Source organism: Halobellus sp. LT62 (genome assembly GCF_037031285.1).
Classification (GTDB): domain Archaea; phylum Halobacteriota; class Halobacteria; order Halobacteriales; family Haloferacaceae; genus Haloquadratum; species Haloquadratum salinisoli.
In genome coordinates, this window is record NZ_JAYEZO010000001.1 from 1,248,951 (window position 1) to 1,261,705 (window position 12,755).

Genomic DNA, 12,755 nt, shown 5'->3' on the forward strand with positions numbered 1-12,755 from the left:
AGATCGTTCTGTTCAGAATCGAAAAAACGAATCGCGACTACCCGCGTAGGTACCCTTCCGTGATCGCGTCGCTTTCGAGCAACTCCTCGCCGGTACCTTCCATCTCGATGCGGCCGTTCTCCAACAGGTAGCCGCGATCGGCGAGCGTGAGCGCCTTGTCGACGTGCTGTTCGACCAGCACGACCGTCACGTCGTCGGAGATCTCCTCGATGGTTCGAAACACCTGTGCCGCCAGTTGCGGCGCGAGCGCGTTCGAGGGCTCATCGAGTGCTAAGACCTCCGGCTCGGCCATCAGCCCGCGACCGATCGCGAGCATCTGCTGCTCGCCGCCACTGAGCGTCGATGCCTTCTTGTCGCGTCGGTCTTCGAGCACGGGAAACATCTCGAACACGTCGTCGCGATTGCGCTCGAAGGTGTCGCGCTTCGTGTACGATCCCATCCGGAGATTCGCTTCGACGGTGAGATCGCCGAAGAGGTTGCGTTCCTCGGAGACGTGGACGAATCCGCGCTCGACGATGTCGCTCGCGGGGACTTTCGTGACGTCCGCGCCGAGAACTTCGACGCGGCCCTCCGTCGGCGTGAGGATGCCCGAGAGCGTCTTCAGAAGCGTCGTCTTGCCGGCACCGTTCGGGCCGACGATGGTGACGACCGAGTCGTCTGCTCGAACCTCCAGGGAGACGTCCCACAGCACCTGCAAGTCGCCGTAGTGCACGTCCAGCCCGTCGACGTCGATCAGGGTCACGATTCGACCTCCCCGAGGTACGCCTGCATAACCTGTTCGTCGGATTTGATCTCCTCGGGCGTTCCGTCCGCGATCTTCTCGCCTTGGTTGAGGACAATGATTCGGTCGGTGACGCTCATAATCGCCTCCATGATGTGTTCGATCCAGAACACCGACACGCCGCGCTCGTCGCGTGCGCGTTCGAGTGTACCCGTGATTCCGTCGATCTCGGCGGGAGTCAGCCCCGCGCCGATCTCGTCGACGAGGATGAGCTCGGGATCGGCCGCGAGCGCCTTCGCGAGCTCGAGCTGTTTTCGATCGGCGATCGTCAGCCCGCCGGCCTCCTCGTTTCGTCTGTCGTCGAGACCGACGAACGCGAGCGCCTCTCGGGCTCGGTCGGCCGCTCGATCCTTCGATACCGATTCGTCGTTGCCGAAGATTGCACCGATCATCGCGTTGTCGAGGACGGTCGACTCGTTGAACGTCCGAACTGCCTGAAACGTTCGCGCAATGCCGAGTTGGGCGACCTCGTTGGGCGTCTTGCCGACCAACTCGGTTCCGTCGAACGTGATCGAACCGGTGTTCGGCGGGTGAACCCCGGTGATCGTGTTGAACAGGGTCGTCTTGCCGGCCCCGTTCGGTCCGATCAGTCCCACGATCTCCTCGTCGTCGATAGCGAAGTCGACGTCGTCGACAGCGACCAGACCGCCGAACTTCTTCGTGACGTTGGTGGCGGTTAACACGATCCGAGGTTGTTGACGATTCTACATAAACAATTCGGTGCCGAGAGACGAACTATCCACAATATTTATGAATACCCTCAAACGATGCAGGAGTATGTTAGCACAGGGGTTAGAACTGCTTATCGATGGCCTCGCGAGGGGCGTGATTCTCTCCCTGTTCGGGCTCGGAATCACGCTGGTTTTCGGGTTGGGTGAAATTCTCAACCTGCTTCTCGGGGTCTTCGCTGTTATCTCCGTAATCGCGTGTTCGATGCTACTGGGGACGCTTCCCGGACTGGCGCTCGCCGGGTTGGTCGCCGTGGCGTTGGTCGCCGTGGCGTTGGTCGCGCTCCTCGCGTTGGTGTTAGACCGAACCGTCATTTCGCTGGTGTACAGAGAGGAGGGAGAAGACCGAATCCTCCTCGGGATCTTCGTCACGCTCGGACTGTCGCTGCTCTTCGAGGGACTGCTCTTCATCTACTACCCGGGGAGCGTCTTCCTCGATGTCGGCGTCCCGTCGATCACCGTCGCTGGCGCGAGCCTCACCGGATCCTCGATCGCGGTGATCGCGGCCGCGGCGGTGCTGTTCGGGCTCATTTATTACTTCTTCAACCACACGTATCTCGGGATCGGAACGCGGACCGTGATCCAAGACGAGACCGGCGCGATGCTTTGTGGGATTCCCCCTCGCCGGGTACAGGCGATCGTGTTCGTACTGAGTGCCGCTATCGCGGGCGTCGCCGGCGTGTTCTACGCGCTCGAAGCGGAGGTCACCCCGGCGAGCTCGTTCTCGCTGACGTCGTTCGCGATTATGGTGTCGATCGTCGGCGGCGTCGATAGCATCTCGGGGACTGTGGCGGCCGGAATCGTCCTCGGCATCATCATGACCGTCGCCGGGGCGCTGTTCGGATCGTACCTGTCCACCGTCACGCTGTTCGCCGCGGCGATCGCCGTGCTGGTTTACAAACCGGAGCAGATATCATGAACGCCAACAACACCCTCTCGTCGATTCGCGGACAACTCCCGATCATCGCGGTGTTCGCCGCGCTGGTACTGGTACCGCCGCTGTTCTTCGATCCCTCAACCACGTACCTCTCGCGGCGGTTCATCACCGTGATGATCTTCGCCATCTTCGCGATGGCGCTCAACATCATCTTCGGCGAGACCGACCAGCTGATCCTCTTTATGGGCGGTATCGCCGCGGTCGGGACGTACACGACCGTCCTGACGGCGGAGTACTTCGCCGTGTCGCCGTGGCTCACGCTCTTCGTGGGGGCGTTCGTCGCCGGCGTCTTCGGTGGTCTCGTCTGTTATGTGGCCGCCCGCCGGCAGTTCACCGTCATCGTCCTCGCGATCGTGACGTTCGCGTTCCAGATGATCATTATGGAGGTGATCGTCGGCCTCCGGGACATCACCGGCGGCACCACGGGGATTCCGTTCCGCGACCTCGAACTCCCCGCCGTCGAGAGTCTGACCGGCTTGGGGCCGTTCGCGGTCCAGTTTTACGTCCTCGTCGGCGTCTTCGCCGTCGTGTTCGCCCTTTACACGTGGCTGACCAACTCGAAGTACGGACTGGCGTTCGCCGCGATCAGACAGGACGAGTTCGCCGCTCGCGCGACGGGAATCGACGTCATCAGGCTGAAGGTGTTCGCGGGGTTCATCAGCACGTTCATCATCGGCTTCGTCGGTCCTTTCTACGCGCAGACGACGGGAATCGTGATTCCCGGGCTGTTCAGCTTCAACGGAGTCGACGTCCTCGTGTTGATCATCCTCGTCCTCGGCGGCCTCCGCTCGCGGTTGGGGCCGCTCGTCGGCGCGGCGATCGTCATCTACCTCGACAACCTGCTCTCGCAGTTCGGTCAGTGGCGGACGGTCGCGTTCGGCCTGCTGCTCACGGTGCTTTTCATCTACTTCCAAGACGGGATTTTACCGATGGCGAAGTCGCTGTACGAGGAACGAGGCCTCCGCGATCGACTCACCGGGCTCCGAAGCGGCGAGTGACGCGGCGGCCGTTTCGGACTGTCGATCCGTTCGTGATCCGGTGGCTGACCCATTCGCGGTCAATCGGCCGACTCGCTCGCAGTCCGTCGGTCAATCCGCTCGGAATCCGGCGGTTGATCCATTCGCAGTCCGTCGATCGAACGCCTATCCGACGAAGCGTTACGAACGCGTGGGTGTTGATATCACACCGGTACTTTCAATAGCCGCGATTCGAACCTTTATACGATGACTGCTGATATCGATAGCGTCGCGGTTCTCGGAGCCGGCAGTATGGGCCACGGCATCGCGGAAGTGGCCGCTATCGCCGGCTACGACGTCGTGATGCGAGACATCGAGGAAGACCTCGTCGAGAACGGGTACGACCAGATCGAGTGGAGTCTCGGAAAGCTCGCCGAGAAAGGACAAATCGACGAGAACCCCGACGACGTCTTGGCCCGAGTCTCGACGACAGTCGACCTCGCAGAGGCCGTTTCGGACGTCGATATCGTGATCGAGGCCGCCCCCGAGAATCTCGATCTGAAGCGCGACATCTTCGCCGAGGTCGACGCGGCGTCGGGAGACGAGACGATTATGGCGACGAACACCTCGAGTCTCCGCGTGGGCGACATCGCCGAGGCGACCGACCAACCCGAGTACGTCTGTGGAATGCACTTTTTCAATCCGCCGGTCAAGATGGACCTCGTCGAGGTTGCCTCCGGCGAGCGGACCAGAGACGACGTCGTCGACGCCGCCGTCGAGTTCGTCGAATCGATGGACAAGACGCCGATCCGCGTGCGAAAGGATGTCCCGCAGTTCGTCGTCAACAACGTCCTGACGCCGCTGATGGGCGAGGCGGGCTTCATGCTCGACGAGGGCGACGTCACGATTCAGGACGTCGACGCCGCGATGGTGTTCCAGCGCGGCTACCCGATGGGACCGTTCGAGCTCAACGACTTCGGCGGGCTCGACATCTTCACTCACTCCCGAGATCAGTGGGACCTGCCCGTTCCCGAGTCGATCCGCTCGCGGGTCGAAGCGGAGCACCTCGGTCGCAAGACTGGAACGGGCTTTTACGACTACGAGGACGGCGAGGGCGTCGACTACGAGCCGACTGACGGCGAGGGAATCGACACGCTGCGCATCGAGGCGCGGATGATCAACGAGGCCGCGAAACTGATCGGCGGCGACATGGCCGATCCCGAGGACATCGACATCGGAATGCGACTCGGCGGCGGCCTTCCCGAGGGAACGTGCCGGACCGGGGACAAACTCGGCCTCGACAACGTCCTCGAAAAGCTGCGTGACCTCCACGAGCGAACGGGCGCGGAGCGTTACGAACCCGCCGAGTACCTCGTCGAACTGGTCGAAGCGGGCCACACCGGCGAGAAGGCTGGCCGCGGATTCTACGACTACACCGACGGCGGCCCGTACCACTACATCAGCCACGACCTGAGCGACGACGGCGTCCTCACCGTTCTCTTCGACCGCGAGGAGCGGCTCAACGCCTTCTCGACGGATATGTTCAACGAGGTCAAGCGCGTGCTCGACACCGTCGACAACGAGGAGGTCGCCTGCGTCGTCTTCGAGGGTGCGGGCGACCGCGCCTTCTCGGCCGGCGCGGACATCACCGGCTTCACCACCGCGGAAGCGACCGACCTCGCGAAGGTCGACGAGACCGTCCAGACGATCTACGAGTACCCGAGACCGACCATCGCCAAGATCGACGGTTTCTGTCTGGGCGCGGGACTCGAAATTACCCTCGCCTGTGACCTCCGCTACGCAACCGAGGGCTCGAGGCTCGGCAGCCCCGAGATCGACCTCGGGCTGATCCCCGGCGGCGGCGGCACCCAGCGGCTCGTCCGTCTCGTCGGCGAGCCGCGGACCAAGGAGATGGTCTACCGCGGAATGCAGCTCTCCGCAGAACAGGCCGAAGACTGGGGCATCCTCAATCGCGCGGTCGACGACGACGAGTTCGAAGACCTGATCGACGACGTGACGAGCGACCTCGCGAACGGGCCGCAGACGGCACTCGAAGTCGCGAAGCAGGTCATCCAGCAGGGGCAGAACGCCAGCCTCGATACCGGGCTGACCCTGGAGAGTCAGGGCTTCGGACTGCTCGCGACGACCGACGATATGCTCGAAGGCGTCGCGGCGTTCAACCAGGATCGAGAAGCCGACTTCGGAGGCGAGTGAGATGACGCGGAACGTCGGCATCGTCGGCGGCGGCCACACCAAGTGGGGCGTCCGCGAGGCCAGCTACAAGGACCTGATCCAAGAGGCCGGAAAGGCGACGTTCGAGGACGTCTCGGACGTGACTCCCGACGACATCGAGGGCCTGTTCGTGGGTTCGGTCCAGCCGGAGCGCTTCGCCTTCCAGACCCACGTCGCGCCGATGGTCGCGGAGCTGCTCGGCATCGACGTCGACAGTATGATCGCGCGAACCGAACTCGCCTGCGCGAGCGGCCAAGCGGCGCTGCGGTACGCGTGGCTCGCGATCGCCGCGGGGCAGATCGACACCGCGTTGGTGCTCGGCGTCGAGAAGATGAACCTCCCGCGGGAGTACGCACCCGAGGCGCAGACCAGTATGGCCAACGTGATGGACCGGGAGTTCGACGGCGTCAACGGCTTCAACGCGCCCCCGTACTTCGCGATGATCGCACAGCGGCATATGCACGAGTACGACACCACTCGCGAGCAGCTCGCGCTCGTGGCCGCGAAGAACAAGACCCACGCCGCGAACAACGCGTACGCCCAGTTCCAAAAGGAGGTGTCAGTCGACGACGTCTACGACTCGTTCCCGCTGTCGCCGCCGCTGTGTCTGTACGACTGCAGCGGCGTCACCGACGGCGCGGCCGGACTAATCTTGATGAGCGAGGAGAAAGCCAGAGAAATGACCGACGAGGCGGCGTGGATCACCGGCAGCGGCCAGACCTGCCTCGCAAGCAACTCCATCAACAACCTCCCGTCGATGTCGGCGTGGCCGCAGGCGACGCAGGCGGCCGAGCAGGCCTACGAGCAGGCTGGAATCGACGATCCCCTCGAAGAGCTCGACGTCGCGGAGGTCCACGACTGCTTCTCGATCAGCGAGATCGTCGAGTACGAGGACCTCGGCTGGGTGGAGAAAGGGGAAGGCGGAAAGTTCGTCGAGGACGGCCGCAGCGAACTCGACGGCGACATCGCCGTGAACCCCCGCGGCGGGCTGCTCGGCTGCGGGCACCCGCTGGGAGCGACCGGCGTCTCTCAAGCGCTGGAGGTGTTCAACCAGTTCCGCGGAACGGTCGAACCCGAGCGGCAGGTGCCGGACCCCGAGACGGGACTAATCCACAACCTCAGCGGCAGCGCCTCGGTGCACAGCGTGATGACCCTCGCGCGAGGACGACCATGAACGGGAACAACGACGAGACACACGAGACAAGCGGAGCAGCCAGCGAGAGGGCCGCCGGCGTCGACGGCGACGCGAACGACAGCGTCGGCGACGTCGCGACCGACGGCGGGAGCGACAGAGACGTCGTCGAACTGCCCGACCAGGTCGAACTCCCCCGACTGCTGGACTTCTACGAGCTCCAGACCGAGGAGACAACCCAGATCAGCGAGTTCTACGACAACCTCGCTGACGGGCAGTTGACGACGACCCAGTGCACCGAGTGCGACGAACTGCACTTCCCGCCGCGGATCGTCTGTCCGGAGTGCCACAGCGAGGAGCTGGAGTACGTCGACCTGCCGCACGAGGGCGAGCTGTTCGCCTTTTCGACGGTGCGGGCGGGCGCGCCGATGGGGATGGAAGCGGAGGTACCGTTCGTCCTCGGCATCGTCGACCTCGGCCCCGTCAAGCTCTCGGCACGCATCGATGACGCGGAGTACGACGACCTCACGATCGGCGATCGCGTCGCGATGAAGGTCGTCGAGATCGACGGGCCGGTGGACCACGAGCGGGTTTTTTACCGGTTCGAGCCGCAGGCGTAGACAACACAACGAGATATGAAAAACTACGAACTCACGATCACGAAGTTCCTGCAACGGGCAGTGGATCTCTTCGATCACAAGGAGATCGTCTCGAAACTGGCAGACGGATCGGTTCACCGCTACACGTACGCCGACGCCTACGCGCGGATCTGCCAGCTCGCACACGCGCTCGACGACTACGGGCTCGATCAGGGCGATCGCGTGTCGGTGATGGCGGTCAACCACTACCGCCATTACGAACTGTACTTCGGACCCTCCTGCAGCGGCCGCAGCATTCACACGACGAACCACCGGCTGCCCGAACACCACCTCACGGAGATCATCAACGAGGCCGAGGACAGGCTGCTCTTCGTCGATCCCGCGTTCGTCGAGACGGTCGAAGCCGTCGCGGACGACCTCAAAACTGTCGAGCAGTACGTCGTCCTCGACGACGAGGTGCCGGAGACGAGCCTCGACGCGGTCGTCGATTACGAGTCGTTCATCTCGGGGTACGACACCGAGTACGACTGGCCGGAACTCGACGAGGAGCGCGAGTTCGCGCTGTGTTACACCTCGGGAACGACGGGCCTGCCGAAGGGCGTGCAGTACCGCCACCGGCGGATGTTCTTACACACGCTCGTTCACGGCCACGCCGACGTGTTCGGCGTCAGCGAGAACGACACCGTGATGCCGGTGGTGCCGATGTTCCACGTCAACGGGTGGGGATTCCCCTACTCGGGGACGTTCTACGGCTCGAAGCTCGTCTTACCGGGGCAACACACCTCGCCGCAGGAGGTCGCCGACCTCATCGACGCCGAGGACGTCACCGTCGCCGCGGCGGTCCCGACCGTCTGGATCGATATGGACGGCTACCTCGAATCCGTCGAGGGCGAGCCGCTCGAAAGTCTCGACCGGGTGCTCACCGGCGGCAGCGCGCCGCCGGCCTCGCTGATGCAGAAGTTCGAGGAGGTGTACGAGGCACCGATCTACCAAGGGTACGGGATGACCGAGGCCTCTCCGCATCTGGCGAACACCTTCGAGACGACGGAGATGCGGGGGCTCGACGAGGAGAAGCGCTACGAACTGAAGCGGAAGGCAGGGATTCCGGCACCCGGCGCGCGGATCCGCCTTCGCGACACCGACGGCGAGGCGGTCCCGCACGACGGCGAGACGCCCGGCGAGATCCACGCGCGCTCGCCGTGGCTCACCGACGGATACTTCAAGCGTCCCGAGGCCAACGCCGAGTCGTTCACCGACGACGGCTGGTTCAAGACCGGCGACGTCGCGACCATCGACGAGTTCGGCTACCTCGACATCGTCGACCGCATCGACGACGCGATCAAGAGCGGCGGCGAGTGGATCTCATCGGTCGAACTGGAGAACTCGATCATCGACGCCGACGGCGTCGTCGAAGCGGCGGTCGTCAGCGTCCCCCACGAGAAGTGGCAGGAGCGTCCCGTCGCGTTCGTTGTTGTCGACGATCCGAGCGTCGACGAGGACGCACTCCGTGAACACCTCTTGGAGAGGTTCCCGAAATGGTGGCTTCCGGATGTATTCAAATTCGTCGATGAGATTCCGAAGACGACGACTCACAAGTTCAACAAGAAGGACCTGAGAGAGCAGTTCATCGACGAATACGGCGAACTTCCGATCGATCAGTAAGGCCGTCTCCGACTGTCAAACGTCTCTGAAATCGAAATAGATCGAATACACCTATGGAATCAGATATACTCACACCGACTGTCGTCCCCGAGGAGGCGCACGAACTGAAAGACCGCGCTCGGTCGTTCGCGAACGAACGGATGGCCCCGGTCGCGGGCGAGTACTTCGCGTCAGGCGAGTACCCTGTCGACGTCGTCGAGGCCGCCCACGACGCGGGGCTGGTGGCTCAGGAGATCGACGCCGAGTACGGCGGTCCGGGTCGTTCGCTCGACGAGATCGTCGCGACGGTTGAGGAGTTCTTCCGCGCGGACGCCGGCCTCGGTCTCGGAATCGTCAGCCAGAGCTTCGGCACCGAGATCCTCCAAGAGTTCGGCACCGAAACGCAGAAGGAGACGTACCTCTCGGCCGTCGCGAACGGAGAAAAGCGGACCGGGATGGCCATCTCCGAACCCGACACCGGCAGCGATTTGGCGGGGATGGAGACGGAAGCGCGGCTCGAAGACGGCGAGTGGGTACTCAACGGCGAGAAATACTGGATCGGCAACGGCGTCTCGGGGGATTACATCACCGTCTACGCCCGCACCGAGGACACCGACGACCGTCACAGCAACCACTCGCTGATTCTCGTGCCGACTGACGCCCCGGGCTACGAGGCCGAGCCGGTCCCCGAGAAGATGGCCTATCGGGCCTCCGAGCAGGCGCACATCGTCTTCGACGACTGCCGAGTGCCGGCGGAGAACCTCGTGGGCGAGCGCGGGAACGGATTCAAGATGGTCGCGGAGTTCTTCAATACCGGTCGGGTCCGGGTCGCGGCTCACGGGATCGGCCTCGCCGCCGCCGCCATCGAGGAGGCGTGGGAGTTCGTCCACGGGCGCGAGGAGTTCGGCCGGTCGATCGGGGACTTCCAATCCGTCCAACACGACCTCGCGGAGATGCGGATGGAGTTCGAGAGCGCTCGCGCGCTGCTGTGGCAGGCGGTCGATCACGTGATGGCGGGTGAGGACGCCGAGCGCTGGGCCGCGATGGCGAAGGCCAAGGCGACCGAGGTGGCCGCCGAGTGCGCCGAGACGTCGATGAAACTCCACGGGGGACGAGCGCTACTGGACGGCGAGCGGATCACGCGCGTCTACCGCGACGTCCGGATGCCGATGACCTACGAGGGCGTCGGTGCGATCCAGCGCGACCTGATCTACCGGAACTTCTGAGCGGCTGGAGCGGGTCGTTGCCGTCCTCTGTTGTTCGATCAGTTGTGATCTGAGAGCGTGAATTGGCGAAGTCCGCACGTGTATCGGCGACGATAGCACGTGTCGGCGAAGACGATGAGAGAAGAACGGCGTCGTCGCGAGGGCGGGTTCAGTAGTTGCCCGTCGACGCGATCGGGGGGGACTCGTGCGGTCCGTACGGCGCGTCGTCGAGGTATTCGCCGGCGGGTTCGAAGTAATCGGCGAGCGAGGCGGCGACCTCCTTGCGGAGGACGGTGACCGGGGTGTCGCCCTGGAGGTAATCGAGCGCCTGTCCGGCGGCGGAGATGTTGTACTCGGCGGCGCGCTCGCGACGTGCCGCGTACAGTTCAACCTCGTTGCGAGCGACAGCGGGCTGTTCTGCCCGCGCGGCGACCGCGATCGCGGAGGCCGCCTCGTCGGCGTCGGCGACGCAGGAGTTCATCCCGCGCGCGCCGAAGGGAGCCAGCAGGTGTGCGGCCTCACCGGCCAAGAGCACGCGGCGGTGCTCGTCGACGAACGAGTCGGCGATCACCTGCAGGAACTTGTACGTCGAGGTCCACTGGATGTTGTCGACGTACTCCTCGCCCATAATCTCGCGGACGAGCTTTCGCATCTCCTCGTCGCTGGAAATCTCTTCGGGGTCGTCGTCACCGAGACATTGGATGTCGAGCCGCCAGCCGCCCGCGAACGGAACGAGCATCACGTTGCGGCCGCCCGCGGCGGGGTCGTCGTAGTGGAAGAGGCGCTCGAAGGGGATCGGTTCCTCCTCGATCGTGTTGCCGTCGAGCGTCTCGACGTCGACGATGATAAAGGAGTTCTCCGATTGGTCGCCCTCGAACTCCGATCCGATCTCCTTGCGCACCTGCGAGCCGCCGCCGTCCGCACCGATGAGGTACGGCGTCTCCCACTCCCGTCCGTCGGTCGTCTCGACGTGGACGCCGTCGGGCGTGGACTCGACGGATTCGACGCCCGCGTCCCAGTGGATCTCGACGCCGAGGTCCTCGAGCGCCTCGTGCATGTACTTCTCGGTGGTGACCTGCGGGAGACTCGAGAAGTGCGGGAACTCGCCGGTCCCGCCGGGGTTGTCGTAGGTGCGCCGGAACACCGTCTTGCCGCGCCACATCGTGTGGCGGGTCGGCCAGACGAGGCCCTCCTCGATGAGATCCTTGCCGAGTCCGGGGTAGTTTCGTTCGAGCGTCTTCAGCGTCGAACCGTGGACGTAGATCGCGCGGCTCCCCGCACGGTCGCGGTCCTCGGAGTCGGCTTCGAGGATCGCCGCGGGGATACCGCGTGCGCGGAGCGCGAGCGCGGCGGTCATCCCGGTCGGTCCGGCACCGGCGATCAGCACGGGTTGATCGATATCAGTCGAACTCATCGTATCTACCTAGTGGTTACCACACGTTCCTGATAATCGTTGTGATTGCACCGACGCGAGAGCCCCACACTCGTCCGTTTACATCGGATACAGCGGAGGCTACACCGTCCCGAAATGCGATCTGCGTGGCCGCTCGGTCCGACTCCCCGGCGTCAGTTCAGTCCGAGTTTTTTACCGACCCAGTGGTCGCGCCCGGCGAAGACGAACTCCTCTTCGTCCCCGAAGACGGTGGTTTCTGCGACGAAATCGTCCCACGCGCCACGCGGGATCTTCTCTAGATCGTCCGCAGAGGTCGCCTCGGACGGACTCGCGGCGACCATCTCGTCGAAGGTGTCGAAGTCAGTGTTCTCCCGCATAAACGTCTCGTCGAAGACTTCCCGGAGCGGGATCTCCTCGTCCTCGCCGACGACGTCTCGTGGGTCCGGCAGGTCCGCCGCCGCTTCGGCAGCCTCTTCTAGATCTGACTCTTGGGCCATATTCCCGGATTCGAATTGCTGTACATAAACCCTTGCGGTACGCGTGTCGGCGTCATCCACAGCTGAGTTGCGTCTCAGTGGAACATCGTCACTGTCCATCGAGAGACCGTCAACGAACGAAGGGTTTTCTACGGGCCCTCACGTGGCAGGCGTATGCGATATTTCGAGGACGTCGAGGTCGGATCGACCGCGACGTTCGGCGCGTACGAGGTCACGGCCGAGGAGATCAAGTCGTTCGCCGAACAGTACGACCCGCAACCGTTCCACACGGACGAGGACGCCGCGGCCGACTCGATGTTCGGCGGACTGGTCGCCTCGGGGTGGCATACGATGGCGATCTGTATGCGGCTGACCACCGAACAGCCGGACCCGCTGGCGGCGCTCGCGGGTATCGGTGCCGACAATCTGCGGTGGGTCAAGCCCGTTAGGCCGGGCGATCGGCTGTCGCTCCGGACGGAGGTGATCGACAAGCGGCCGTCGTCCGGACACGACGACCGCGGATACGTCACCACCCACGTCGAGGCGGTGAATCAGGGCGGCGAGACGGTCGTGCGCTTCGACGTAATCGCGCTCGTGAAGCGGCGGGCGTTCGATGAGGAGTGAGAACAGGGGCGGACTCGGGGATCTTCTGTCTCAATATCACACGTGAAAATG

General features: G+C 63.9%; 12 protein-coding genes. 8 read left to right on the forward strand and 4 right to left on the reverse strand.

The features are described 5' to 3' along the window. Positions 1 to 37: 37 nt before the first annotated feature. Together U5919_RS06180 and U5919_RS06185 are read right to left on the reverse strand one after the other, a co-directional pair. Entirely contained in the window at positions 38 to 742 is a 705-nt protein-coding gene (locus U5919_RS06180) for an ABC transporter ATP-binding protein (protein ID WP_336022871.1), read from the reverse strand. Continuing rightward, on the reverse strand, positions 739 to 1,464 hold the full coding sequence (locus U5919_RS06185) for an ABC transporter ATP-binding protein (protein ID WP_336022872.1): 726 nt from the start codon (positions 1,462 to 1,464) through the stop codon (positions 739 to 741). Before U5919_RS06185 ends, U5919_RS06180 begins: the two co-directional genes overlap by 4 nt. A 94-nt stretch (positions 1,465 to 1,558) precedes the next feature. On the opposite strand from U5919_RS06185, the gene U5919_RS06190 reads away from it, so the two are divergent. The 7 genes from U5919_RS06190 to U5919_RS06220 all read left to right on the forward strand — a co-directional run bounded on the left by U5919_RS06190 (position 1,559) and on the right by U5919_RS06220 (position 10,232). Continuing rightward, positions 1,559 to 2,428, forward strand: coding sequence for a branched-chain amino acid ABC transporter permease (locus U5919_RS06190; RefSeq protein WP_336022873.1), 870 nt, complete (start codon positions 1,559 to 1,561; stop codon positions 2,426 to 2,428). Further along, positions 2,425 to 3,444 carry a branched-chain amino acid ABC transporter permease gene (locus U5919_RS06195; RefSeq protein WP_336022874.1) on the forward strand — a complete coding sequence of 340 codons (1,020 nt, stop codon included), beginning with the start codon at positions 2,425 to 2,427 and terminating at the stop codon, positions 3,442 to 3,444. Before U5919_RS06190 ends, U5919_RS06195 begins: the two co-directional genes overlap by 4 nt. Before the next feature lie 225 nt (positions 3,445 to 3,669). Further along, positions 3,670 to 5,616 carry a 3-hydroxyacyl-CoA dehydrogenase/enoyl-CoA hydratase family protein gene (locus tag U5919_RS06200; protein WP_336022875.1) on the forward strand — a complete coding sequence of 649 codons (1,947 nt, stop codon included), beginning with the start codon at positions 3,670 to 3,672 and terminating at the stop codon, positions 5,614 to 5,616. Position 5,617: 1 nt separating this feature from the next. Continuing rightward, entirely contained in the window at positions 5,618 to 6,808 is a 1,191-nt protein-coding gene (locus tag U5919_RS06205; protein WP_336022876.1) for a thiolase C-terminal domain-containing protein, read from the forward strand. After that, complete coding sequence (locus tag U5919_RS06210) at positions 6,805 to 7,386, forward strand: Zn-ribbon domain-containing OB-fold protein (protein WP_336022877.1); 582 nt, start codon at positions 6,805 to 6,807, stop codon at positions 7,384 to 7,386. The genes U5919_RS06205 and U5919_RS06210 overlap by 4 nt, the downstream gene beginning before the upstream one ends. 15 nt (positions 7,387 to 7,401) lie before the next feature. After that, positions 7,402 to 9,027, forward strand: coding sequence for a long-chain fatty acid--CoA ligase (locus U5919_RS06215; protein WP_336022878.1), 1,626 nt, complete (start codon positions 7,402 to 7,404; stop codon positions 9,025 to 9,027). 53 nt (positions 9,028 to 9,080) lie between these two features. Next, entirely contained in the window at positions 9,081 to 10,232 is a 1,152-nt protein-coding gene (locus tag U5919_RS06220; protein WP_336022879.1) for an acyl-CoA dehydrogenase family protein, read from the forward strand. 148 nt (positions 10,233 to 10,380) lie between these two features. Here U5919_RS06220 and U5919_RS06225 read toward each other — a convergent pair whose 3' ends face one another. Further along, complete coding sequence (locus U5919_RS06225; protein WP_336022880.1) at positions 10,381 to 11,625, reverse strand: FAD-dependent monooxygenase; 1,245 nt, start codon at positions 11,623 to 11,625, stop codon at positions 10,381 to 10,383. A 152-nt stretch (positions 11,626 to 11,777) separates the two neighbouring features. Next, positions 11,778 to 12,101 carry a hypothetical protein gene (locus U5919_RS06230; RefSeq protein WP_336022881.1) on the reverse strand — a complete coding sequence of 108 codons (324 nt, stop codon included), beginning with the start codon at positions 12,099 to 12,101 and terminating at the stop codon, positions 11,778 to 11,780. A 153-nt stretch (positions 12,102 to 12,254) separates the two neighbouring features. Between U5919_RS06230 and U5919_RS06235 the strand changes: the two genes are divergently transcribed. Then, positions 12,255 to 12,704 (forward strand): MaoC family dehydratase, encoded by a 450-nt coding sequence (locus U5919_RS06235; RefSeq protein ID WP_336022882.1) that lies wholly within the window; start codon positions 12,255 to 12,257, stop codon positions 12,702 to 12,704. Positions 12,705 to 12,755 lie beyond the last annotated feature (51 nt).

Coding starts and splice junctions, on each gene's coding strand:
- U5919_RS06190 (WP_336022873.1), top strand. CDS start 1,559: ATGTTAGCACAGGGGTTAGAACTGCTTATCGATGGCCTCGCGAGGGGC.
- U5919_RS06225 (WP_336022880.1), bottom strand. CDS start 11,625: ATGAGTTCGACTGATATCGATCAACCCGTGCTGATCGCCGGTGCCGGA.
- U5919_RS06210 (WP_336022877.1), top strand. CDS start 6,805: ATGAACGGGAACAACGACGAGACACACGAGACAAGCGGAGCAGCCAGC.
- U5919_RS06235 (WP_336022882.1), top strand. CDS start 12,255: ATGCGATATTTCGAGGACGTCGAGGTCGGATCGACCGCGACGTTCGGC.
- U5919_RS06195 (WP_336022874.1), top strand. CDS start 2,425: ATGAACGCCAACAACACCCTCTCGTCGATTCGCGGACAACTCCCGATC.
- U5919_RS06220 (WP_336022879.1), top strand. CDS start 9,081: ATGGAATCAGATATACTCACACCGACTGTCGTCCCCGAGGAGGCGCAC.
- U5919_RS06215 (WP_336022878.1), top strand. CDS start 7,402: ATGAAAAACTACGAACTCACGATCACGAAGTTCCTGCAACGGGCAGTG.
- U5919_RS06230 (WP_336022881.1), bottom strand. CDS start 12,101: ATGGCCCAAGAGTCAGATCTAGAAGAGGCTGCCGAAGCGGCGGCGGAC.
- U5919_RS06205 (WP_336022876.1), top strand. CDS start 5,618: ATGACGCGGAACGTCGGCATCGTCGGCGGCGGCCACACCAAGTGGGGC.
- U5919_RS06200 (WP_336022875.1), top strand. CDS start 3,670: ATGACTGCTGATATCGATAGCGTCGCGGTTCTCGGAGCCGGCAGTATG.